19 protein-coding genes are annotated in these 23,531 nt (G+C 69.7%); 11 read left to right on the forward strand and 8 right to left on the reverse strand.

The window, feature by feature from the left end; genetic code table 11:
- The first annotated feature begins 11 nt into the window (after nucleotides 1-11).
- Entirely contained in the window at nucleotides 12-1,985 is a 1,974-nt protein-coding gene (locus ACPT9U_RS15185) for a glycosyltransferase (RefSeq protein WP_435751523.1), read from the forward strand.
- Between the two features lie 21 nt (nucleotides 1,986-2,006).
- The gene (locus ACPT9U_RS15190) at nucleotides 2,007-3,008 is read left to right on the forward strand and encodes a lysylphosphatidylglycerol synthase transmembrane domain-containing protein (RefSeq protein ID WP_435751524.1); all 1,002 of its coding nucleotides are present in this window, start codon (nucleotides 2,007-2,009) and stop codon (nucleotides 3,006-3,008) included.
- A 101-nt stretch (nucleotides 3,009-3,109) separates the two neighbouring features.
- Here the strand turns inward: ACPT9U_RS15190 and ACPT9U_RS15195 are convergent, their stop codons facing one another.
- Nucleotides 3,110-3,979: a RibD family protein gene (locus ACPT9U_RS15195; RefSeq protein WP_435751525.1), complete on the reverse strand. Its 870-nt coding sequence runs from the start codon at nucleotides 3,977-3,979 to the stop codon at nucleotides 3,110-3,112.
- A gap of 96 nt (nucleotides 3,980-4,075) precedes the next feature.
- On the opposite strand from ACPT9U_RS15195, the gene ribA reads away from it, so the two are divergent.
- Nucleotides 4,076-5,233: a GTP cyclohydrolase II gene (gene ribA / locus ACPT9U_RS15200; RefSeq protein WP_435751526.1), complete on the forward strand. Its 1,158-nt coding sequence runs from the start codon at nucleotides 4,076-4,078 to the stop codon at nucleotides 5,231-5,233.
- An 87-nt stretch (nucleotides 5,234-5,320) separates the two neighbouring features.
- Here ribA and ACPT9U_RS15205 read toward each other — a convergent pair whose 3' ends face one another.
- Nucleotides 5,321-6,175: a creatininase family protein gene (locus tag ACPT9U_RS15205; RefSeq protein ID WP_435751527.1), complete on the reverse strand. Its 855-nt coding sequence runs from the start codon at nucleotides 6,173-6,175 to the stop codon at nucleotides 5,321-5,323.
- 77 nt (nucleotides 6,176-6,252) lie between these two features.
- Between ACPT9U_RS15205 and ACPT9U_RS15210 the strand changes: the two genes are divergently transcribed.
- Nucleotides 6,253-7,950 carry a hypothetical protein gene (locus tag ACPT9U_RS15210; protein WP_435751528.1) on the forward strand — a complete coding sequence of 566 codons (1,698 nt, stop codon included), beginning with the start codon at nucleotides 6,253-6,255 and terminating at the stop codon, nucleotides 7,948-7,950.
- Nucleotides 7,951-7,971: 21 nt separating this feature from the next.
- Here the strand turns inward: ACPT9U_RS15210 and ACPT9U_RS15215 are convergent, their stop codons facing one another.
- The 4 genes from ACPT9U_RS15215 to ACPT9U_RS15230 all read right to left on the reverse strand — a co-directional run bounded on the left by ACPT9U_RS15215 (nucleotide 7,972) and on the right by ACPT9U_RS15230 (nucleotide 13,342).
- Nucleotides 7,972-8,301 (reverse strand): hypothetical protein, encoded by a 330-nt coding sequence (locus ACPT9U_RS15215; RefSeq protein ID WP_435751529.1) that lies wholly within the window; start codon nucleotides 8,299-8,301, stop codon nucleotides 7,972-7,974.
- A gap of 75 nt (nucleotides 8,302-8,376) precedes the next feature.
- Entirely contained in the window at nucleotides 8,377-9,657 is a 1,281-nt protein-coding gene (locus tag ACPT9U_RS15220; protein ID WP_435751530.1) for a DNA recombination protein RmuC, read from the reverse strand.
- Between the two features lie 3 nt (nucleotides 9,658-9,660).
- Complete coding sequence (locus tag ACPT9U_RS15225; protein ID WP_435751531.1) at nucleotides 9,661-12,159, reverse strand: ABC transporter permease; 2,499 nt, start codon at nucleotides 12,157-12,159, stop codon at nucleotides 9,661-9,663.
- Nucleotides 12,160-12,169: 10 nt separating this feature from the next.
- On the reverse strand, nucleotides 12,170-13,342 hold the full coding sequence (locus tag ACPT9U_RS15230; RefSeq protein WP_418364701.1) for a M20 aminoacylase family protein: 1,173 nt from the start codon (nucleotides 13,340-13,342) through the stop codon (nucleotides 12,170-12,172).
- 233 nt (nucleotides 13,343-13,575) lie between these two features.
- Between ACPT9U_RS15230 and dbpA the strand changes: the two genes are divergently transcribed.
- The 3 genes from dbpA (at nucleotide 13,576) to ACPT9U_RS15245 (ending at nucleotide 17,053) form a co-directional block, all read left to right on the forward strand.
- On the forward strand, nucleotides 13,576-15,039 hold the full coding sequence (gene dbpA / locus ACPT9U_RS15235) for an ATP-dependent RNA helicase DbpA (protein ID WP_435751532.1): 1,464 nt from the start codon (nucleotides 13,576-13,578) through the stop codon (nucleotides 15,037-15,039).
- 181 nt (nucleotides 15,040-15,220) lie between these two features.
- Nucleotides 15,221-16,138: a histone deacetylase family protein gene (locus ACPT9U_RS15240; RefSeq protein WP_418364703.1), complete on the forward strand. Its 918-nt coding sequence runs from the start codon at nucleotides 15,221-15,223 to the stop codon at nucleotides 16,136-16,138.
- On the forward strand, nucleotides 16,139-17,053 hold the full coding sequence (locus tag ACPT9U_RS15245; RefSeq protein ID WP_435751533.1) for a DUF429 domain-containing protein: 915 nt from the start codon (nucleotides 16,139-16,141) through the stop codon (nucleotides 17,051-17,053).
- Nucleotides 17,054-17,122: 69 nt separating this feature from the next.
- Here ACPT9U_RS15245 and ACPT9U_RS15250 read toward each other — a convergent pair whose 3' ends face one another.
- Nucleotides 17,123-19,528 carry a molybdopterin-containing oxidoreductase family protein gene (locus tag ACPT9U_RS15250; RefSeq protein WP_435751534.1) on the reverse strand — a complete coding sequence of 802 codons (2,406 nt, stop codon included), beginning with the start codon at nucleotides 19,526-19,528 and terminating at the stop codon, nucleotides 17,123-17,125.
- Between the two features lie 114 nt (nucleotides 19,529-19,642).
- Here ACPT9U_RS15250 and ACPT9U_RS15255 point away from each other — a divergent pair, with 114 nt between their 5' ends.
- From ACPT9U_RS15255 to ACPT9U_RS15270, 4 genes are all read left to right on the forward strand, one after another.
- On the forward strand, nucleotides 19,643-20,269 hold the full coding sequence (locus tag ACPT9U_RS15255) for a LysE family translocator (protein ID WP_418364705.1): 627 nt from the start codon (nucleotides 19,643-19,645) through the stop codon (nucleotides 20,267-20,269).
- A gap of 61 nt (nucleotides 20,270-20,330) precedes the next feature.
- Nucleotides 20,331-20,855: a M48 metallopeptidase family protein gene (locus tag ACPT9U_RS15260; protein ID WP_418364706.1), complete on the forward strand. Its 525-nt coding sequence runs from the start codon at nucleotides 20,331-20,333 to the stop codon at nucleotides 20,853-20,855.
- Nucleotides 20,856-20,924: 69 nt separating this feature from the next.
- Complete coding sequence (locus ACPT9U_RS15265; RefSeq protein ID WP_435751535.1) at nucleotides 20,925-21,113, forward strand: hypothetical protein; 189 nt, start codon at nucleotides 20,925-20,927, stop codon at nucleotides 21,111-21,113.
- Nucleotides 21,114-21,126: 13 nt separating this feature from the next.
- Nucleotides 21,127-21,591: a rhodanese-like domain-containing protein gene (locus tag ACPT9U_RS15270; RefSeq protein WP_435751536.1), complete on the forward strand. Its 465-nt coding sequence runs from the start codon at nucleotides 21,127-21,129 to the stop codon at nucleotides 21,589-21,591.
- 783 nt (nucleotides 21,592-22,374) lie between these two features.
- Here the strand turns inward: ACPT9U_RS15270 and ACPT9U_RS15275 are convergent.
- The gene (locus tag ACPT9U_RS15275; protein WP_435751537.1) at nucleotides 22,375-23,388 is read right to left on the reverse strand and encodes an integron integrase; all 1,014 of its coding nucleotides are present in this window, start codon (nucleotides 23,386-23,388) and stop codon (nucleotides 22,375-22,377) included.
- Between the last annotated feature and the right edge of the window lie 143 nt (nucleotides 23,389-23,531).

Raw genomic sequence — 23,531 nt, forward strand, 5'->3', positions numbered from 1 at the left:
AGACCCATCGCATGAGCCGCACGCTCGACTTCATCGTGCCCGGCGATCCGGCGCAGCGCACGGGCGGCTACCTGTACGACGCCCACATCGCCGCCGAGCTGCGCCGGCTCGGCTGGACGGTCACGGTGCACGGCCTGCCCGGACGCTTCCCGCGCGCCGACGCCACCGCGCGCACCGCGCTCGCGCGCACCCTGGACGCAATCCCCTCGGGGCGCACTGTGCTCGTGGACGGCCTCGCGCTCGGCGGCCTGCCCGAGGTCGCGATCCGCCAGCGCGACCGCCTCGCACTCATCGGCCTGGTCCATCACCCGCTCGGCGACGAGCGCGGGCTGAGCGCCGCGCAGCGCGCCTGCCTGTATGCGAGCGAACGCGCCGCGCTGGGCGCCGCGCAGCGCATCATCACCACCAGCGCCTTCACTGCGCGCCGGCTCGCCGGATTCGGCGTCTCGCACGCACGCATCGCAGTCGTGGAGCCGGGCGTAGCCCCCCTGCCGCTGGCCCCCGCCGACGGCGAGCCGCCGCGCCTGCTCTGCGTCGGCAGCCTCGCGCCGCGCAAGGGGCAGGATCTGCTCGTGCGGGCGCTCGCCGGGCTGCGCGAGTTGCCCTGGCAGTGCGAACTGATCGGCAGCACCGCGCGTAACCCGGACTTCGCCGCCGAAGTCGGGCGCCTGATCGAGGCGGCCGGCCTGCAGGAGCGCGTCCGCCTGCGCGGCGAATGCAGCGACGAAGCGCTGCACGCCGCCTACGCCGAGGCCGACCTCTTCGTGCTGCCCTCGTATTACGAGGGCTACGGCATGGTGGTGACCGAGGCGCTGGCGGCAGGACTGCCGGTGCTCACCACCACCGGCGGCGCCCTGGCCGACACCTTGCCCGCGGCCGCGGGTATCGCGGTGCCGCCGGGCGAGGCCGACACCCTTGGCGAAGCCTTGTCGAGCCTGCTGCGCGAACGCAGTCTGCGCCTTGCCCTGCGCGACGGCGCTCGCGAGGCACGCGGACGCCTGCGCGACTGGAGGCTGGCCGGCGCCGAGTTCGCCGCTGCACTGACGACGAGCTCGTCCGCCCCGACCGCGCCTCATCCCGATGCCTGCTTCAACGCCGACTGGCTCGCACTGCGCGCCATCGCCGACAGCGCGGCCCGCGCCCCACGGCTCGCGGCGCTCGCCGCCGAGTGGCTGCGCCGACGCCAGGTCGCCGACCCCGGGCGTGCGCTGCGCATCACCGACCTCGGCAGCGGCAGCGGCGCCAATCCGCGCCACCTCGCGCCACGCCTGCCCGGTCCGCAGCGCTGGACCCTGGTCGACCACGACCCCGCGCTGCTCGCACATGCCCGCGTCGCCTGCGAGGCACTGCGCGACGCACAGTGCGGCACCGCAGCGCTGCGCACGCGCTGCGCCGACCTCGGGCAGCTCGACCGCCACACCCTCGCCGAGGCCGATCTCGTCACCGCCTCTGCGCTGCTCGACCTGGTGGAAGCCGCCTGGCTCGACCGCTTGGCGCAGGCCTGCGCGCAGACCGGCTGCGCGCTGCTGATCACCCTGAGCGTGGATGGCGGATGGTCGTTCTCGCCGGCGTCCTCGGCAGAACCCGCGGACGCGGCGGCGCTGGAGGCGGAAGACGATTTCGTGCGTGAGGCCTTCAACGCTCACCAGCGCCGCGACAAGGGGCTCGGACCCGCGCTCGGACCCGACGCCGCGCCTGCGCTCGCCGCCGCGCTGCGCCAGCGCGGCTTCACGGTCACGCTCGCGCCCAGCCCGTGGCGGCTGGACCTCGCCGAACCTGCATCGGCTGCGCTCGCGCAGGCACTCATCGACGGCTGGCGCGACGCCGCCAGCGCGCAGCGCCCGGAAGCCGGCACACGCATCGCCGCCTGGCATGCCCGCCGCAGCGCAGACTGCCGGAGTGGCCCCGGCAGGCTGGAGGTCGGCCATCTGGATCTCTTCGCGCTGCCGCCGGCCCCGGGCGAAAGCGTTCCACCACTTGCCTGAACTCGCGCGAGCGCCTGCCGCATGAGCCTGCCCCCGCCCGCGAAGCCCGCCGATGGCAGCCATGGCGTTGACGCCACCGTTACCGTGCGCCGCACCCGCATCCTGCGCCTGGCCGCCAGCGTCGGCCTGCTCGCGGGCGTGCTGTACTGGCTCGACCCACGCGCACTCGGCGCAGCCTTTTCCGCACCGCATCCGGGCTGGCTCGCGGCAGCGCTGGCGCTCGGCGTGCCGCAGGTGGTGCTGTCGGCCTGGCGCTGGCGGCTCACCGCAGCGCGCCTGGGTGCGCATCTGCCGCTTGGCGCCGCAGTGCGCGAGTACTACCTTGCCACCTTCCTCAACCAGGTGCTGCCCGGCGGGGTGATGGGCGACGCCGCGCGCGCCTGGCGTCACGCCCGCAAGGAAAGCCATGTCCAGCATGGTGGCGCTGCGGCGTGGCAGGCCGTGGTGCTGGAGCGCGCCTCCGGCCAGCTCGCGCTCCTGCTGGTGGTGCTCGCCAGCCTGGCGCTGTCACCTGCGCTGCGCTCGGCCGTCCACGGCGCGTTCAGCGGCCCGCGTCCCACGGCGGCGGCGCTGGCCGGGCTGCTGCTCGCGCTACTGGCGCTCGGGCTGACCCTTTCGAGAACCCGCCTGCGCGTGCATCTCAGCCAGTTGCGGCAGGCGGCACGGCAGGCGCTGCTCGCACGCGGAGCTTTCCTGCCCCAGTTGATCGCCTCGCTACTCGTGGTCGCGAGCTATGTCGGCGTGTATCTGTGCTGCATGCGCATGATCGGAATCGACACACCCCTCGCCACGGCCGCGCCGCTCGTCCCCTGGGTGCTGCTCGCGATGGCGATCCCGCTCTCGATCGCCGGCTGGGGCGTGCGCGAGGGCGCGGCGGCGCTGCTGTGGCAGGCGGCGGGCCTCGACCCGGCGCAAGGGGTAGCGATCTCGATCGGCTACGGCGCCGTGGTGCTGCTGTCCAGCCTGCCCGGCGCGCTGATGCTGCGCCACGGAAGAGCGGTAGCCGTCCCGGATCCTGGCTGAGGCCACACCCTGCAGCAGCGGTAGACGCATCCCATATGCGGAGCGCGCACCCTGCAGGGACCGGGGACGCATCCTGCGAGGGGATGCACGCAAACACCACCTCACGCCATCTGCCGGCGCAGGTCGAGGTCGAACACCACATCACCGCCACAGGAAAAGCAACGGCTCATCGGGCGCAGCGCCTGTTCCAGCGAATGAATCGGCGACAGCGCCAGCCCCGGCCGGCCCGAGCCGATCAGCATCGGCGCCACCAGCATGTGCAGCCGATCGAGCACACCCGCTTGCAGGAACCGCGACACCGTCACGCCCCCGCCTTCCACCAGCACCCGCCGGTAGCCCGCCGCATGCAGCCAGGCCAGCACGACCGCCGGGTCGAAGCCCGCATCTCCTGCCGGCAGCGCACGGCGCACAAGCTCGCCGGACCCGACCATGCCCGGAGCGCCAGGGTCTTCGCCGCTGCCTCCATCTGCAACCAGATGAAGTGTAGGCGCGCTGCGGTCATGGAACACGCGCGCCGCAGGATTGGCCCGACCGCGCGGGTCGAGCACCACCCGCAATGGATTTACCCCCGGCACGTGGCGCACCGTGAGCTGCGGATTGTCCGCATTCAGGGTGCCCACGCCAACGATCACCGCATCGACCGCCGCACGCAGCCGATGCAGATGCATACGCGCCTCGGGCCCGTTGATGTAGTGCGAAGCGCCGCTCTCGGTTGCGATGCGTCCATCCAGGCTCTGCCCGAGCTGGGCCACGACGAGCGGCCCCGGTGCAGTCACCAGCGGGAGGAAGATGTCGAGCAGCTGCGACGTCTCCGACGCCAGCGCCACATTGCAGCGCCACGCGCCGCCGGCCTCGACCTTGATCGTCGTATCGCCGACGATGAAACTTGTACGCATCTCGACGGCCCAATTCACGTCGTACGCTTGCAGGATGCAGGCCCAGCCCCAATCTGGTAGAAGTCTTTCCGACATCGAACATTCCTCAAAAGACGGTTTGCACCCGCGGCGCCCGCTCTGTGCGTGCATCGCAGCCTGGCAACCCGAGAACATCCCCACGGAGAACAACGAATGCGCCAAGCCGAGCGTGCCATCTTCGACCTGCGACGCGGGCTTCCGATCCTGCTCCGCCACCCTGGCCGCGAAATTCTCGTTCAGGCGGTCGAAGGCCTCGACGACAAGGCGCTTGCCGCGCTGCAATCCCTGTCCGGCGCACCTGCCCGGCTGGTGCTGAGCGAGCACCGTATGGCCGCGCTCGGACACCGCGATGCGGGCGAGACCGTCTCGCTCGACCTTTCGCCCCTGCCTGGCGCCGCCAGCCTGCGCGATCTGGCCTGGAAACGCGGCGTCCGCCTGCCTGCCACCGCTACCTCCACACCCGGCGCGGATGCCGAGCGCGCGGCACTGCGTCTGCTCGGGCGCGCCCAGCTCGTGCCCGCGGCGATCGCATGCGATGTCGCGCCGGGTCGCGCCGACGCCGTGGCGGCCGAGGTCGCGAGCGGCGAGTTGCTCGCGGTAAGCACCGAGACCGCGCTGCGCCTGTGCGAGAGCGGCCCGGGCGGACTCGCCCGCATCAGCGAGGCCCGCGTGCCGCTCGCCGAAGCCGAGGATAGCCGCTTCGTGCTCTTCCGCGAGGCCGACGGCATTCACGAGCACGTCGCCATCGTCATCGGCGACACTTCACGCTGGCCCGAGGCTGTCCCTGTCCGCCTGCACTCGTCCTGCCTCACCGGCGATCTCTTCGGCAGCCTGCGCTGCGACTGCGGTGAACAGCTGCGCCGCGGCGTGGCTGCGATCAATGCCATGGGCGGCGGCGTGCTGCTCTATCTGTCGCAGGAAGGGCGCGGCATCGGCCTGGCCAACAAGCTGCGCGCCTACGGACTGCAGGACGAGGGCCTGGACACCATCGACGCCGACCAGGTGATCGGTTTCTCCAAGGACGAGCGCGACTTCCGCGTCGCCCACGAGATGCTTGAGCAGCTCGGCATCCATCAGGTGATGCTGCTGACCAACAACCCGAGCAAGGTCGAGGCGCTGCAGCACGCTGGCATCAATGTGGTCGCGCGCCAGGCGATCTACGGCGAGGTCACCACGCAGAACCAGCGCTACCTGCGCACCAAGGCCAACCGCCACGGGCACTGGCTGCACGAGCTGCTCAACGAGCAGGGCGAGCCGGCCTCCGCCGACCCCGAGTGCCTGCCGGCGCCGGACGTGGCCACCAAACTCTGACCACCGCCACGGGCGACGACCATGCCTGTGCCTGGCGCGCCCGTACGCATTCCTGTGCGGATTGGTGTGCGCAGCGAGCGGCGGCGTTCAGCCCCCCTCGCCGCAGTCCGCACCGCTGGCGGTACCGCCATCTGCACCACGGTCGCGCAGGCCGGCCAGGTCGAATGCCCGCGCGTCCCCGATGACTCGTGCCAGCACGGTGGCGAAATGCTCGACCAGGCGCGCACCGAGCGCCGCATCGGCCAGGGACGCGTTGCCGGTGACGCCGTCAGGGTTCAGGTCCTGCGCCATCCACCCGAAGCCTGCCTCGCTCTCCGCGCCCAGCGTGCGCCCCGCGGCGGCCATTTCGGCGCCGAGCGAAGGGTAATCCCGCAGTGCCGCCGTGCGCACCTTGTGCGGCGCCAGGTGAAGCATCATCGCGGTCTCGAGCGCGCCGCCATGCAGGCCGTGACGCAATTCGGCCGCAGGCAGCGCGTCGGGCGGCGGCGCGAAGCGGAAATAGTTTGCACGCACCACCAGCATGCGATGCGCCACGCGCAACTTGAGCGCGGCCAGGTCCACCAGCGCCTTGTTGCCGCCATGGCTGTTGAACAGCACCAGCCGCCGCAGCCCGGCGCGCGCGACGCTGTCGCCGAGCTCGACCAGCGTGGCCAGCGCCGTCTCCGGGCTCAGGCTCAGGGTACCGGCGAAGGCCGTGTGCTCCAGGCTCAACCCCACCGTCAGCGGCGGCAGCACGCACACCGGCATTCCCTCGGGCAGCTTCGGTACCGCCGCCTGCAGCAGGCCGAGCGCGATGTCGAGGTCGGTGGACAACGGCAGATGCTCGCCATGCTGCTCCACCGCCGCCAGCGGCAGGATGGCCACGCCATCGTCCGCGGCGAGGCGAGCGATGCGCTGCGGGGTGAGATCCTGCCACCAGGGCAGCGCGACAGGCACGGTCATGGGCGAGAACTCCTCGGGGCGCGTTCAGGTGCGCCCATCATAGCCTGCCGCAAGGCAGCGCCGGTTCGAGGTGGCGCATGAGGACACCGACCGGCCTCTGGTCGCGCGGCATGGCCATCGCCGCGACGGCGATCGCCCTCCTGGTGCTCAACACCCTGCTCGCCCACGGCAACGGCTGGCCTACGCTGTGGCCGGCGCTGGAATGGCGGCTAGCGCCCGAGCTCGCGCCCCTCACGATGCTGGTCGCCGCGTGGGTCGGGCTCGCAGGCCCGCTGCCACGCTGGCTCGCGCGCGCATTGGCCACGCTCGGCACGCTGTGGGTGGTGTTGCATTACATCGACGTCACGGTGCCTGCGATACTGGGGCGCCGGGTCAATGCCTACTGGGACGCCCCGCATCTGGGCGCGGTGATCCGCATGGGCGGCAGCGAAGGCGCATGGCCGCGGGTGGCACTCACGCTGGCGGCCGCCGTACTCGTCCTCGCCCTGCTCTACCTGGTCGTGCGCGCCTGCATCGGCGCGCTCGGCCGCGCCGCGGCACAGCGGCCGGCGCGTACGCTGATGCTGGGCTTTGCCACGCTCACGGTCGCGCTGTGGCTGGCCCAGAGTTCAACCGGGCGACCGCCGGCGTCGATGTTCGCGCCCACGGTGTCCACAATGCTGGCCGAGCAGTACCGGCTGCTCGATGCGGCGCTTTCGCGCGGCGCAAGTGCCGAGCGTCTTGGACCCGGTCCTCGCTTCGCAGGCACCCTGGATGCACTCGACGGCGCCGACGTGCTGCTCGTGTTCGGCGAGGCCTACGGCGCGGTCACGCTCGACCGCGCGGACATCGCGACCAAGCTCGCGGCGCCGCGCGAGCGCCTCGCGACCGCGATCGCCTCGTCCGGGCGGGCGGTGGTGTCGGCGCGGGTGGTGTCGCCGACCTTCGGCGGCGCCTCGTGGCTCGCCCACGCGAGCCTGCTCTCTGGCCTGGACATGCGCGACCCCACCGACTACCAGCTGCTGCTCACCACCGATCGCCCAACCCTGGTGCGCCACTTCGCCGCGAATGGCTACCGCACCGTGGGCTGGATGCCGGGCCTGCAGAAACCCTGGCCCGAAGGCGCCTTCTACGGCTTCGACCGCTACGGCAACGCCGACAGCATCGGCTATGGGGGGCGTCCCTTCGGTTTCTGGCGCATCCCGGACCAGGCCTCGATGGCGCTGATCCATGCGCAGGAGTTCGGGCTCGGCTTCGGGGCCGGCGGCGAGGGCAAGCCACAGGCGGGGCAGGTCAAGAATGATCCGCTTCGTCCGGACTCTCCGAGCGATGCACGCCAGCCGCGGCTGGTGGTCTTCCCCACCGTGACCACCCACGCTCCTTTCCGAGCGCTACCGCCGTTCCGCGCCGAGTGGTCCACCCTGCTCGGCCGCGAAGCCTTCACGCAGGCCGAGGTGGATGCCGCCGAAGCCGTACCCACCGACTGGAGTGCCCCGCTGCCCGCCTACCTCGCCTCGATACGCTACCAGTTCACCTGGCTGGCAGACTATCTCGCCCGCCACGCCCCCGAGAACCTGGTGCTGATCCTGATCGGCGACCATCAGCCGATCGGCAGCGTGACCGGGCCGGATCAGCCCTGGGACGTGCCGGTGCATGTGATCGCCCGCAATGCAGCTCTGCTCAAGCGGCTGGAGGCGGCAGGTTTCGTACCCGGGCTGCATCCGCGCGGCGCGCCGCTCGGTCCCATGCACGCGCTGACCCCGATCTTCATCGACGCCTTCGACGGTAGCGACTGAGCGTGGCGCACTTGCAGGCGCTCAGTGACCGCTCACACCTGCCTCCCGCTCACCTTCGCCCCCCTCTTGCCCCCCCTCTTCGGGCGGATCGAAGCGATACAGCAGGGTCTTGCAGCGCACGCAGGAAACGATGCGGCGCTCATCCTTGCCGTACGTCAGTCCCTCGTCCTTCAGCTCGGTGGAATCGCAGGCCTTGCAGCGCGCCTCCGTCTGCTCGTTTGCGTAGAGGTAGCCGTTGAGGTCGGGCAGCGCGCGCTTGGCCTGCTCGATGCGGTGAAATTTGCGCAGGATCAGCCAGAAGGTGAAGAACACCCCCATGATGAACAGGATGGGAAGGGGAACGTCGGTCATCGGCTCTGGCGCCTCGTAAAGGATGATGGGTGCAGGGACCATACAGGCCCGCGCGGCCCGCATCCCTGTCTTGCGTCAAATACCGGACTGCCCTTGCAGGGATGACCGCGCCGGACTACCGCCGCCGGGTACAGCAGCCTCCACGGCGCGCACGTCAGGCGCTGTACCGTTGAGCGCATCGTCCTCGTCGTCGAGCTGGACGGCCTCGATGCGGCGAAAGTGGGCGCTGATCTTGCGGCTGGAGGTGTGCACCTCCTGCACGTCGCGGCTGGCCTGGTCGATGTGGCGCGCGAGCGCGGCCATCCGCTCGTCGAAGCGGTGGAAATCCTTCGCCAGCTTGCCGAGCGCGTCCTGAATGATGTGGATCTGCTTGCGCGTCTCCACATCCTTCAACACAGCGCGCGCGGTGTTGAGCACCGCCATCAGCGTGGTCGGCGAGACGATCCAGACGTGTTTTTGCTGCGCATAGGCAACGACTTCCGGGTGCCAGGCGTGCAGTTCGGCGAACACGGCTTCGGCGGGCAGGAACATCACCGCGCCATCCGACGTGGTGCCGGGCAGGATGTACTTGCCGGCGATCGCGTCGACATGGCGCTTCACGTCGGCGCGGAAGGCCTGCTGTGCGGCGCGGCGATCAAGCTCGGCCAGCGCGGTATCGAACATGCGATGGTAGTTTTCGAGCGGAAACTTGGCGTCCACCGCCACCTTTCCGGTCGGCTCGGGCAGGGTGAGCAGGCAATCGACGCGCGTGCCATTGGGCAGCACCTGCTGAAAGGAAAAAGCCTCGGGCGGCAGCATGTTGCGCACCAGGTTCTCGAGCTGCACCTCCCCGAAGGCGCCGCGCGCGCGCTTGTCGCCAAGCAGCTCCTGCAGGCTCACCACGTTGGTGGTGAGGCCGTCGATCTTCTTCTGCGCCTCGTCGATCGTCGCCAGACGTGCCATCACGCTGGCGAAGGTCTCGTTCGTTTTGCGGAACCCCTCGTCCAGACGCTGATTGACCTGGCCCGACAGGGTATCCAGGCGGCCATCGACGCTTTGCGTCAGCACCTTCATGCCGCGCGACAGCTGCAACGAGGCCGCAGTAAGGCCGCGCTGCAGCAGCTCGCGGTCGGCACGGGCGTGCTCGCCGATACGGTCGGTCTGGCGGGCGAGGCCCTCGTGGAGGTCACGCAAGAGATCCCGATGCTGGAGGTTGAGCTGCTGCTCCATGAGCTCCGCCAGATCGTCACCAAGCCGGGTGCGCAGCGCGCCCTCCGCCCGGAAGCTGCGCACCAGCAAGCAAAGCAGCAACACCAGCACGGCGGCGAGCAAGCCGGCAATCAGCGCCTCGGCGTGACTCAGTTGCGGAAAGTTCATCGTTCAGCCCAGCGCACGCAGGCTGGCCAGCGGCGGGCGGGCAAGGAGCCCACGGGTACCGAGCCAGCCCCCCGCCACCACGCCAGCTGCGCCCAGCACCACCGCAGCCAGCACCGGCGCCAGCGCCGGCACGTAGCTCATGCGGAACACCTCCTCTGCCAGCAACCAGCCGATCGCGCTCGCCCCGATACCGGCCAGCACACCAGCGACTCCGCCGAGCACGAGGAACTCGGCAAACAGGGCCTGTCGCACCTGGCGGTTGCGCGCGCCCAGGGTGCGCAGCATGGCAAGCTCGTAGTCGCGCTCGTCGTGGGTGGACTGCAAGGCCGCATAGAGCACGACCAGACCGGCCAGCACCGCGAAGCCGAACACGAACTGCACGATCACGATCAGCTTGTCGGTCATCGCCTGTACCTGTGCGATCACCGCGGCGATGTCGATGACGGTGAGGTTGGGGAAGTCCGCCACCAGCCGCGTAGTGAAATCGTGCTCGCCCGCAGGCAGATGGAAGCTGGTGATCAGACTCGCGGGATACTTCTCCAGCAGGCCTTCGGATGCGATGAAGAAGAAGTTCACCCGCATCGAATCCCAATCCAGCTTGCGCACGCTGGTGATCGGCGCCTCGACCTGCTGCCCGGCGATCTCGAAGCGGACGCGGTCGCCGACCTTCAAGCCGAAGGTCGCCGCCAGCCCCGTTTCGACCGAGAGCTGCGGCTCGGTCGCCGCGCCGTGCCAACGCCCGGCCTCGAGCACGTTGCCGGCGGGAAGATCCGCGCCATAGGACAGGTTGAACTCGCGCTCGGCCAGACGCCGCGAGCGCTCGTCCGTGAAACTCGCCGGGTCGATGGCCTGGCCGTTGATGCTCAGCATGCGCCCGCGGATCATCGGCTGGATGGCCGGCGCCTCCAGCCCGGCATCCAAGAAGTGCGCGCGCACACCCTCGCGCTGATCGGGCTGGATGTTGATGATGAAGCGGTTGGGCGCATCGGACGGCGCCATGTTGCGCCAGTTGTCGAGCAGGTCGGCGCGCACCAGGGTCAGCAGCAGCAGCGCGGTCATGCCCAGGCCCAGTGCGGCAGCCTGGATGACGCTGCTGCCCATGCGCCGCCCGAGCGCGGCGATGCCGTACCGCCAGCCGCCACCGCGCAGGCTGCCCTGCCCCTTGAGCCGCCCGGCAAGCACGAGCACGCCCCAGGCCGCCAGCGCGAACACGCCGAGCGCCACCGCAAAGCCGATCGCAACCAGCGCCCCGAGGCGGGCATCGGCCGCGATCCAGAAGATCAGACCGAGCAACGCCGCCAGCCCCAGCACCCAGGCCGCGCCCGACACCGGCTCGGCGAACTCGAACTCGCGCCGCAGCACACGCAGCGTGCTCACTTTGCCCAGGCGGAGGAGTTGCGGCAGCACGAAACCTGCCAGCAAGGCCATGCCGACCACCAGCCCGTGCGCCAGCGGCAACAGGGACGGCGCCGGTAGCTCGGTCGCCATCAGCTCGCGCAGCCCGCCGGCCAGCCCCCACTGCACCGTCCAGCCAAGCGCCGTACCCGCCAGCGCGGCCGCCAGTCCGAAGAGCAGGAACTCCCCCACCACGATGCCCAGCACCTGCGCCTGACCTGCACCCAACACTCGCATCACCGCGCAGCCGTCGAGGTGGCGCGCCATGAAGCGCCGCGCCGACAGGCCCACCGCGACCGCGGCGAGGATCACCGCCAGCAGCGCCGCCAGGCGCAGGAAACGCTGTGCCTGGTCAAGCGCGGCGCGCACCTCGGGGCGGGCGTTCTCCACCGTCTCCACGCGCTGGCCGCGGCCGAGATGGTCGCGCGCCCATTTCTCGTAGGCCTCGACCGCCTGCGGCGTGCCCGCCACATGCAGGCGCCACGTGGCGCGGCTGCCGACGGTGATCAACCCGGTGGCCTCCAGATCGCTCAGATTGAAGATCGCGCGCGGCAGCAGCGCAAAAAAGTTCGCACCGCGGTCGGATTCGAAGCTCACCATGGCGCCGACCCGGAACTCGAGCATGCCCAGCCCGACCGTATCGCCCTGACGCACACCGAGCTCCGCGAACAGGCGCTCGTCCAGCCACACCTCACCCGGCGCCGGCGCACGTCCAGCCGGCGCGTCGGGCTGGTTCGGCCCCGATGCGACGCGGATTGCGCCACGCAGCGGATATCCGTCCTCTACCACCTTGACGCCGCCCAGCACCGCAGCCTCCTCGGTACTGGCCATGCTGGTGAACAGCACCGTGGTCGCCGTCTGCAGGCCGCGGGCGTGCGCCTCATCCACGAACCGCGCCGACCAGGGCTGATCGGCGCGCAGCAACAGGTCGCCGCCAAGCAGCTGGTTGGCCTCGCGATCCAGCGCGCGACCGACCCGGTCGGCCAGGAAGCCGACGCTGGTGAGGCTGGCGACCGCAATCACGATCGCCAGGCCAAGCAGGTGCAGTTCACCCGCACGCAGGTCGCGCAGCATCATGCGCAAGGCAAGACGCAGGGTTCGCATCATCGCGCCGGCCTCATTTCACCGCGCCGAGCAGACGACGCACCAGTTCGCTCCAGTAGGCCACGCCGACCGGCATCACCTCGTCGTTGAAGTCGTAATTGGGGTTGTGCAGGGTGCAGCCGCCCTCGCCCGGGCCATTCCCGATCCACACATAGGCGCCCGGTTTGTGCTGCAGGAAATAGGCGAAGTCCTCGGCACCCATGCTCGGACGACGGTCGGTGAATACCCGCTCGCTGCCCGCAACCGCACGCGCAGCCTCGGCGCACAGCGCAGCCTCGGCGGCGGTGTTGACCGTCGGCGGATAGCCACGGCGGAACTGGAAGTCCACCTGCACGCCGTGGCTCAATGCGATGCCCTCGGCCATCTGCCGCAGGCCCTGCTCGAGGCGGTCACGCACCTCGGCGGAGAAGGTACGCACCGTACCGCACAGCTCGGCGCGGTCGGGAATCACGTTGTAGGCCTCGCCGGCGTGGAACTGCGTCACCGACACGACGCCGGCCTCGATGGGATCGAGCACACGGCTCACCAGCGTCTGCGCCGCCTGCACGAAGGCCGCGCCCGCGACGACCGGGTCCACGCCGAGGTGCGGCATGGCGGCATGCGCACCAACCCCCGTAAAACGGATGTCGAAGCGGTCGGCGCTAGCCATCACCGGGCCGGTATGCACTGCAAAGTTCCCCGCCTCCATGCCCGGCCAGTTGTGCATGCCGAACACTGCCTCCATCGGGAAGCGGTCGAACAGGCCATCCTCGATCATCGCCGCCGCACCGCCCTCGCCTTCTTCGGCCGGCTGGAAGATCAGATACACGGTGCCGTCGAAGTGCGGCTTCGCGACCAGCGCCTCGGCCGCACCGAGCAGCATGGTGGTGTGGCCGTCGTGGCCGCAGGCGTGCATGCAGCCCGCCACGGTGGACGCGTGTGCGAACGTGTTGCGCTCGGTGATCGGCAGCGCATCCATGTCGGCGCGCAGACCGACCGCACGCAGGCCACGCCCGCCGCGCACGACGCCCACGACACCAGTGCCGCCGATGCCGCGGTGGGTCTCGATGCCGAGCGATTCCAGGTGGCGGGCGACCAGCTCTGCGGTGCGGTGCTCCTGAAACGCGAGCTCCGGGTGGGCGTGGATGTCGCGACGGATCGCAGTCAGTTTGTTCTGCAGGGGGCGAACGTGTTCGATGAGGCTCATGGCTGCACCGTATTGTTGTCGTCTGTTGCGGGAAACTCGAGTGTATTACACGCGGGCAGAGCGACGGATCATGCCGCGCACAGTCGGCGTCGCAGGTTGGGTCAGAAGCCGGCGCGGGGGCGAAGTTCCCGCTCACGCTCATCCACCCGTGCCGAATCGGGGGTCGAATCACGCGCGGCACCGTTCCGGCAAGTTTTCTGCTGACGGCGCCGAATCAGGCCTGATAATTGCGCATGACCCAAATTATCGACAATGCCTCCGGGCACCCCAGCGGCGCACCCGACCAGCCCGAGGCGCAGCCCCCGGCGACCGAGCCCGGCCTGCCCTTCGACAGCCTGCCCCTGCCCCCAGCCATGCTGGATGCCCTGGGCCGGCTGGACTACCGCACGATGACTCCAATCCAGGCAGCCAGCCTGCCGCTGGCGCTCGCCGGGCACGACCTCATCGCACAGGCCAAGACGGGCAGCGGCAAGACCGCGGCCTTCGCGCTGCCGCTGCTGGCCCGGCTCGACGTGCGCAAAACGGCCGTACAGGCCATGGTGCTGTGCCCGACCCGCGAACTGGCCGACCAGGTTACCCAGGAAATCCGCCGTCTGGCGCGCTTCGAAGCCAACATCAAGGTGCTGCCGCTATGCGGCGGCACCCCGATGCGCCCGCAGCGCGACAGCCTGGAGCATGGCGCCCACGTTGTGGTCGGCACGCCGGGGCGCATCATGGACCACCTCGAACGCGGCAGCCTGGTGCTCGACGCACTCGACACCCTGGTGCTCGACGAGGCTGACCGCATGCTGGACATGGGCTTCCACGACGACATCGCCTTCGTCGCCAGCCGGTGTCCGTCGGCGCGGCAAACCTTGCTGTTCTCCGCCACCTATCCCGAAGGCATCGCCGCGCTTGCCGCACGCTTCCTGCGCAAGCCGCAGGAGGTGAAGCTGCCCGAGCAGCACGCCGCCAGCAAGATCCGCCAGCGCTTCTACGAGATCGAGCACCCGGCGCGGCTGCAGGCGGTCGCGAAGTTGCTGCGTCACTACCGACCGGCCAGCACCCTGGCCTTCTGCAACACCCGCCGGCAATGCCGTGACCTCGTCGAGCTGCTGCGCGCGCAAGGCTTCGCCGCGCTCGCCCTCAGCGGTGAACTCGAGCAGCGCGAGCGCGACCAGGTGCTGATCCAGTTCGCCAACCGCAGCTGCTCGGTGCTGGTGGCCACCGACGTAGCGGCTCGCGGGCTGGACATCGCCCAGCTCGAAGCGGTGATCAACGTTGATGTCACCCCCGACCCCGAGATCCACATCCACCGCATCGGTCGCACCGGGCGCGGCGACGAAGAAGGCTGGGCGCTGAGCCTGTGCAGCAGCGCGGACAAGCGCCGGCTCGCGGGCATCGCGCAGGCGATGGGCTTCGAGCCGGAATGGCACGCGCTCGACGAATTGACGGCAGACGAAGGACTGCCGCTGCAGGCCCCCATGGTGACGCTGTTGATCCTGGGCGGACGCAAGGACAAGATCCGCCCGGCTGACGTGCTCGGCGCACTCACCGGCGAGGCGGGTTTCCAGCGCGAGCAGGTCGGCAAGATCACCGTCACCGACCAGACCACCTACGTCGCCGTCGAGCGCGCGATCGCACGCGAGGCGGTGCGGCGCCTTGCGGCCGGCAAGCTCAAGGGTCGAAAGGTGAAGGTGCGGGCGCTGGAGGCATGAGGCACAGCAGCCCAGGGCGCGGACGTACGGGGGTGGGCAGGCGCGCGCGTGCTGGCCGCGGTTCATCCTTTGCGCACTTCGCGACACGCCAGCGGCCTGAAGCAGCTGCCGGGGCCAGACCTCGCCTCGACCGCCCCAGCCCGCCACGCTCGACCGGAAACCCTTTGTCCTGAAGCCTGTCTTGAAGCTCTACTACGCCGACCATTTCGTCCTGCCCCTGCCCGAGGGGCACCGCTTCCCGATGGAGAAGTACGCCCTGCTGCGCGCCCGCCTGCGCGACAGCGGCTTGTTCGCGGAGGGAGATTTCCGCGTGCCCGCGGCAGCGGGTGACGCGGAAATCCTGCGTGCCCACGACGCCGGCTACCTGCAGCGCGTCGCCAGCGGCACGCTGGACGCTGCAGAGGTGCGGCGGATCGGTTTCCCGTGGAGCGAAGAGATGGTCGAGCGCTCACGCCGCTCGGCAGGCGCCACGCTCGCTGCCTGCCGCAGCGCGCTCGAACGCGAAGGTGGCAGCCCCTGCGCGGCCAACCTCGCCGGCGGCACCCACCACGCCTATCGCGACTTCGGCTCGGGCTTCTGCGTGTTCAACGACGCCGCAATCGCCGCCCTGGCGATGCGCGCCGAAGGCCGCGCCGGACGCATCGCCATCGTCGATTGCGATGTGCACCAGGGCGACGGCACCGCCGCCATCCTCGCAGACACCCCCGAAGTCTTCACCTGCAGCCTGCATGGCGCAAAGAACTTCCCCTTCCGCAAGCAGACGAGCGACCTCGATGTGGATCTGCCCGACGACACCGGTGACGAAGCCTACCTCACCGCACTCGACGCCGCGCTCGATACCGTCTTCAGCCGCGCCCGCCCCGAGCTGGTGATCTACCTCGCCGGCGCTGACCCCTTCGCCGGCGACCGCCTCGGCCGGCTCGCGCTCAGCATCGAGGGACTGGCCGCCCGCGACGCACGCGTACTCGGGGCCTGCCGTACCGAGGGGGTGCCGGTCGCCATCGCCATGGCCGGCGGCTATGCTCAGCCGATCGACGATACCGTGGCGATCCACTTCAACACCATCCGCACAGCAGCACGGATGCTGCGCCCGGGCTGAGTGTCCCCAGCGCATGCCTTCGACGCCGTCCGCTCGACCATCCACCCCTACATGCCGCCTGCAGCCAACGCTGTTCCCCACCTGCGCCTGATCGGCGTGGATTTCACCTCCGCCCCACGCCGCGCCAAAGCGATCACGGTGGCCTGCGGCCACCTCGATGGCGACCGCGTCGTGCTTGGGGGTTTCGAGCGCTGCTCCGACTGGCCCGCCTTCGAAGCCCTGCTCGCCCGCCCCGGTCCCTGGCTGGGCGCGTTCGACTTTCCCTTCGGCCTGCCACGCGAAGCGGTGCGCGACCTGGGCTGGCCGCGGGACTGGGCGACACTGGTGCGCCATTGCGCGGCACTGGGCAAGCCGGCCTTTCGCACCGCGCTCGACACCTACCGCGAATCCCGCCCCAGCGGCCAGCGCTACGCCCACCGCGCCACCGACCTGCCCGCGCGCTCGCACAGTCCGCTCAAGCTGGTGAATCCCCCGGTGGGGCTGATGTTCCTCGAAGGCGCCCCCCGCCTGCTCGCGGCCGGCGTGCACGTACCCGGCCTGCATGACGGCGACCCGCAACGCATCGCCCTCGAAGCCTACCCAGGCCTGCTCGCCCGCCGCATCACCACGGCCTCGTACAAGAGTGACGAGCGCCGCAAGCAGAACGAGGAACGCCGTGCCGCGCGTGCGCAAATCATCGACGCACTCACCGCCGGGCGGCCCCCAGCATCCCCCGCGGAGCGAGGCCCCTTGGGCACACCGACCTTGGTCGCTTCGCCCGAGCAACGCCAGGCCCTGGAGGACGACGCCAGCGGCGACCTGCTCGACGCCGCGCTCGCCCTGCTGCAGGCCACCGCGGCCGCACGCCAGGGCCCGCCGAGTTTCGGCCTGCCCGCGGCAATGGACCCGCTGGAAGGGTGGATCACCGGCTGCTGAAGCCCGGCGACCTCCTCTGCGGCCAGACCCCACGCCGGCACATCAAGTCGAAACGCCCGCGGCCGCCGATCACCCCTGCAAGCGCGGGCCTTCCAACTCGACTTCGCACAGCCCGGAGCGCAGCGGCTGCGAGCCGCTGACCGGATCGACGCGACGGTCCGACACCAGCCGGCTGTAGTTCGCGCCCTGCTCCGAGAGCGCGTCGTAGCCGTCCGCCCCACCGCGCCCGCCGGGCTGCCACCAGCCGTACTCGACCCACACCACGCGCGCATCGAGCGCGGCGTCGAGGCGCGCGCGCACGCGGATGCTGCCGTTGGCCGTGCGCACGCGCACCCGATCGCCCTCGGCAATCCCGCGTGCATGGGCGGCATCCGGATGCAGGTGCACCGCCGGCTCGGGCGCGCGGCGGCGCAGCGAGGGTGCCTGCCGGTCCTGCCCGTGGCGGAAGTGGCGCAGCTTGGCGGTGGTCATCACGAGCGGAAAGTCGCCGGCGCTCGACCCGAAGGGCGAATCCGCCGGCTCGACAAAGGTGGGCAACGGCGGCACACCGTGGGCCAGCAGGTTCTCGGAGTACAGCTCGATACGGCCGGTTGGCGTCTGGAAGCCCTCTTCCAGATACTTGCGGTAGCGGGTGGCACCCGGCTGCGCAAGGCCGCCGGGCGTGCGCCGCAACTGCTCGAGGCAGACGCCTAAGGGGTCGAGGATGTGGGCCAGCCCGGCCTCCAGGTCGCCGCCCCAGAAGTGCTCCGCCAGGCCGAGCCGCTTGGCCAGTTCGAACACCACCCACGCGTCGGCGCGGCTTTCGCCCAGCGGCTCGATCGCGGCCAGTCGCAGCTGGACCCACTGCTCGGCGGCCTGGCTACCCTCGAAGCCGACCCGCAAGGCCTCGCGCTCCCAGGGCGTGCAGATCGGCAGCACGATGTCGGCAAGCGCAGCGGTCGGCGTCAGCGTCACGTCGGCATAGACACAGAACTCGAGCGCACCAAGCGCCCGCGCGCCGCGTTCGGCGTCGGCATGGTTGAGCAGGAAGTTGCACCCGAAGCCGATCAGCGCACGGACCGGATAGGGCTTTTGCTCGAGGATCGCGTCGTAGAGCACGTCCGAGCCGATCCGCGCATTGCACGCCGGCCCGATCCGCGACTGCTCGAGGCCGATGCAGCGCGCACGCTGCGCGGCCGTGAGCAGCGCCTTGCCGGAAACGTCGTTCGCCGGCAGCGGCGTGAACGCCACATTGCCGCCGGGTGCATCGAAACTGCCGGTGAGCGCCATCAGCGTGGCGATCGCGCGGTCGGTCTGAGTGGCGTTGGTATGCTGGCACACGCCCGCCCAGCAGTAGTAGGCGACCGCCGCGCCGGCCTCGTGCAGCAGGCGGGCACACTGCTCCACTTGCCCGGGCTCGATCCAGCACAGCGCCGCCACGCGCTCGGGCGTATAGGCAGCACACGCTTCCTCAAACAGCGAAAACGCAGTACGGCAGTGCACGCGGCGTCCGTCCGCATCCGCCAGCTCGCACGCACCCGCAAGCACGGGCTGAACGCCCGCGCCACGGCGTGCCCCCACTCCCTGCGCACACGCAACCGCCGCCCCGTCCGCACCCCGCGCCACGAAATCATCCGCCGCAGCCCCCGCAGGCGGCACCGCGAGTTCGCCCGCGCGCAGAAAACGCCCGGTGTCGCTGCGTACCAGCAGCGGCGCGTTGGTGAAATCGCGCACGAAATCGGCATCGAACCAGCCGTGCGTCAGCATGGCGCGCGCCACGCCGAGCGCGAGCGCGCCATCCGCCCCCGGGCGCACGCGCAGCCACAGGTCGGCGCCCGCCGCAAACCCGGCCTTGCGCGGATCGACCACCACCACGCGCGCGCCACGCGCCTTCGCGTCGCGGATCGACAGTGCGTTGTTGAGCCAGGTGTCGCGCGGGTTGTGGCCCCACAGCACGATGCAGCGGCTGTGCGCAAAATCGGGCGTGGCGATGCCGCGACCGAAGGTGTGCACATGGGTGTAGTCCTTGTGCCAGTTGCAGATCTCGGTACCGTTGGCGACGTTGGGGCTGCCGAAGGCATTGGCCAGACGCTCGATCCAGCGAACGTCATCGGCGATCGGGGTGCCGCTCGGGGTCGCGATTGCGAACGCCACCGCTTCGGGACCGGATTCGTCGCGGATGCGCGCCAGCGCCGCCGCCGTACGCGTGAGCGCCTCGTCCCACGAGATCTCGCGCCAGCCCGGGTCGGCCTCCCCCTTGGGCCGCGTGCGCAGCATCGGACGCAGCAGGCGCTGCGGGTCGTAGACCAGCTCCGGCGCCGCACGCCCCTTCACGCACTGCGCCCGCCCGGTGGGGTGCGACGGATCCGGCTGTTGCGCGACGAGGCGGCCGTCCTCCACCACCATGCGCGAGCCGCAGCGCGACTTGCACAGGCCGCAGAAACCGGGAATCGACTGCCTGGATGCGGAGGCTTGCGCCGTGTGGGCTTCTTTCATGATTGCAGGCTCCATGATGCCCGGACCGGTGCACCCGGCCGGCGCGAAGACATAAGATACGACGCTTCGAAACCCGCCGGCCATTGCGCCACACCACCACGGCACTCGCAGACCATGCTCGCCCCCGACCAGTTTCTCGCTTTCCTGCTCGCCGCCATCGTCGTCACCATCTCGCCCGGCCCGGACAACCTCATGGTGCTGGCCATGGGCATGTCGAAGGGGCGCAGCCGTGGTATCGCCTTCGGACTGGGCTGCGCGCTCGGTTGCCTCAGCCACACCGCGCTCGCAGTGATCGGGGTAAGCGCGCTGATCGCCGCATCGCCGCTCGCCTTCACCGCGCTCAAGGTCGTCGGCGGGCTCTATCTGCTGTGGCTGGGCGTGCAGGCCCTGCGCAGCCGCGGCGGCACCCGGGTGGCACGCGCCGAGATGCCCGACCAGGCCTTGTCCACGCTGTTCTTCAAGGGGGTGTTCGCCAACGCGATCAACCCCAAGGTGGCACTCTTCTTCGTCGCCTTCCTGCCGCAGTTCGTGGTACCCGACAACGGCAGCGTGGGCCTGCAGATGGCGCTGCTGGGCATCGTGTTCACCGCGCAGAGCGCGCTGCTCTTCGGCCTGCTCGGCTACTTCGCCGGCAGCGTCGGCCAGTGGCTCAATGGCAAGCCGCGCGTGGGCACCTGGCTCGATCGCATCGCCGGCTGCATCTTCGTGGCGCTCGGGCTGCGGCTCATCGTCACGCGCTGAAGCATCGCACACCTGGCCGACCGTCACCGCCCGGCCCCCCGGGCTTTCGCCCTCCCTCACCATGCGCCCCCGCCCCGCACCCGCCTACCTCGCCGGCTATCCCGCACACCTGCAGCAGCAGGTGCTTGCCCTCATCGAACAGGCTCGATTCGCCCCCGCGCTGCTGCGGCGCTACCCGAAGGCGCACACCGTACGCTCCGACAGCGCGCTCTACGACTACGTTCAGGCGCTCAAGGCCGAACACCTGCGCAGCGCGCCGCCGCTCGGCAAGGTGCGCTTCGACAACACCCTGCACGTGATCCGCAACGCGCTCGGCACCCACACCGCCATCTCGCGCGTGCAGGGCGCACGCCTGCAGGCCAAGCGCGAGATCCACATCGCGACCCTGTTCCGCGCCGTGCCGGAGGAGTTCCTGCGCATGATCGTGGTGCACGAACTCGCCCACCTGCGTGTGCGCGAGCACGAAAAGGCCTTCTACCAGCTCTGCCTGCACATGGAACCGGACTACCACCAGTACGAGTTCGATCTGCGCGCCTACCTGGTCTACCGCGACGCGGGCGGCGAAGCGCTCTGGACTGCGGGGTAGCCGGGCATACGCGAGCAAAATTGTCCGCGCCCTATTTGCCAGCGTTCTTACGCAGGTTCGAGTGTTGCCATGAACGCAAACGTGACCAAGTCCTCGCTCTACAAGCACGTCGCCCGCATCGGCAAGGCGCTCTCGAGCCCCAAGCGGCTCGAGCTCGAAGGCGTGGCCAAGCAGGACAAATCCGGCCTGCTGTTCCAGGACACCGTGCACCGCGACTTCGACGCGCTGAAGGCCACGATCAAGTCGGGCGGCAAGTAAGGAGACACACGACATGCCCTTCAAGCTGATCCGCGCCACTGCAGTGGCGCTGGCCGTCATCGCCTCGCCCGCAATCGCCAACGCGCAAACCACCGAGCAGGCCGTCGATGAGATGGCCGGCTGCCTGGATTTCGTCGAGTACGGCGGCGGCGTCATCTTCGCTGAGCAGATTTCGCGCGAGGACTGGCCGCGTTTTCACGTCATCGACGCGCGCGACGCCGGGCAGTTTGCCAAGGACCACATCCCCGGTGCGGTCAATCTGGAGTGGCGCCGCGTGCTCGCCGAGCGCGACAGCATTCCGCGCAACAAGCCGGTGCTGATCTACTGCAACACCGGTAGCCTGTCGGCGCAGGCCGGCTTCGCGCTGCGCGTCGCCGGCTACGAGAACGCGCGCATCCTGCAGGGCGGCTTCGAGGAGTGGAAGGCCAAGGGCGGCCTCGACGCGGCGAGCAAGGCGGCGGCCCAGCGCACGCACTGACCGCCAGCCGGCAGCCCCTGCCCCCGCTGGCACGGTGCAGGGGCAAACCCCACCCGCGCCACCGACCATCAAGAACACGTGCGTCATCCGCGCCCCGCGCGCAGTTGCGCTGTTCGGCGTAGCACGCCGTTCGCCAAGCTGCTGGACGGAGAGATGTCGCCGTGGCTGCTCGCCGGATTGCGCTACCTCGGGAGCCGGTAAGGCCTGACGGTCGCACGGCTCGCGCGCGACAGGGGTTGCCCCCCTCCGGCCTGGCCAAGGGGGATTGGCCCTGGCTCCTCGGCGCGATCTTCGTCGGCGGCGTCCTGGGCCATCGACAACAACCTCACCCGGCGCGTCTGTGCCTCGGACGCGCTGTTCACAGCAGGCGCAAAAGGCAGCGTGGCGGGTTCGGTCAACGCCGCGCTGCCGTTCGCGCTGAGCGCGCGCCTGCCAGCTGGCCCGACCCGGGTGTGGCTGCACCTCACCGAGCGTCACAAGCACGAACACGATTTCCAATGGGCCGGCGACGAACCGCATGCGCACGGGCACCGGCACGCGGCGTTGGCGCACAAGCATCCTCACTTCCCGGGCATCCACCACCGCCATTCGCATCGAGCGCCCCCGGCGCCGAGGAGTCGCGTGTTTTAAGCGCGTTTCTGGCGGGGTCGCTGGATGTGTGTGGAACGTCTCAGCCCGGCCATCAGCGGACGCAGGGAGGACTTTCCGCAACCGGCCGTTCGATGCGGCACCGATGGCCTTCGCGCAGGGGTAGTGATTCCGCCAGGATTGACATGCGCTGCCCTACCTCTCACTAGAGAGGGGCGGCAGCGCATCAAGCGGTGAGCGCACTCCGGCGCCACCCACTTTCAGCACATGCGTGTAAATCATTGTCGTGGAGACGTCGGAATGGCCGAGCAGATCCTGCACGGTTCGAATGTCGTAACCGCTACGGAGCAAGGCCGTCGCGAACGAGTGGCGCAGGGTATGCGGTGTAGCAGGCTTCGCGACACCTGCTTCTTCCACGGCACGTTTGAAGGCGCGCTGAAAGGTCTGGTCATACATATGATGGCGACGCACGACACCGCTCCGTGGGTCGGTCGAATGCGTGTGCTGCGCAAAAACCCAGAACCACGGCCAGGAATTCCCGGCGCGCGGATACTTCCGCTCAAGGGCGTCGGGAAGCGCAACGCCGCTGCGGCCCTCGGCCTGGTCCTTCCGCCACCATGCCCGTGCACGCGACAGCTGCTCGCGCAGGCTGGGTGCCAAGCTCTCGGGTAACATCAAGGCCCGATCCTTGGAGCCCTTGCCCTCCCGCACGATGATCGTGCCGTGATCGAAATCCAGATCCTTGACCCGCAGTTGCAAACCCCCGCTGATCCGCATGCCCGTTCCATACAGAAGCTGGGCGAACAAACGATGCTCCCCTTGCAGAAAACCGAGGATGCGAACCACCTCATCCGGGGTCAGCACCACCGGCAAGCGCCGCGACGGCCGAGGTCTTCCGATCTCCTGAAGCCAAGGCAGATCCACACACAGCACCTTGCCGTAGAAGAACAGCAAGGCCGCCAATGCCTGCCGATGCGTGGATGCCGAAACCTTACGCTCGTTTGCCAGCCAGGACAGAAATGCCTCGACTTCGCTGCTGCCCAAGGTTGCCGGGTGACGCACTCCGTGGAAACGGATGAAGGCACGAACCCAGTGGACATACGCCTGTTCGGTTCGTAAGCTGTAATGCAAGTAGCGTATGCGCTCGCGCAGTTGGTCCAGAACCTTGACCGAACGCAGCGGTGGTAACGGTGCAGTGCTGGTTTTCATGGCTTGTTATGACTGTTGTTTTGTACAGTCTATGCCTCGGGCATCGGAACAAGTCAAGATAGTTGTCGCCTGATTCATGCAACCAACCGCCCTATGTCTTCAGCATGCACGTGATCGCGCACGACAGCATCGCGCTCTGGATT

The sequence above is a fragment of the Thauera sp. AutoDN2 genome (genome assembly GCF_051280715.1).
GTDB lineage: Bacteria > Pseudomonadota > Gammaproteobacteria > Burkholderiales > Rhodocyclaceae > Thauera.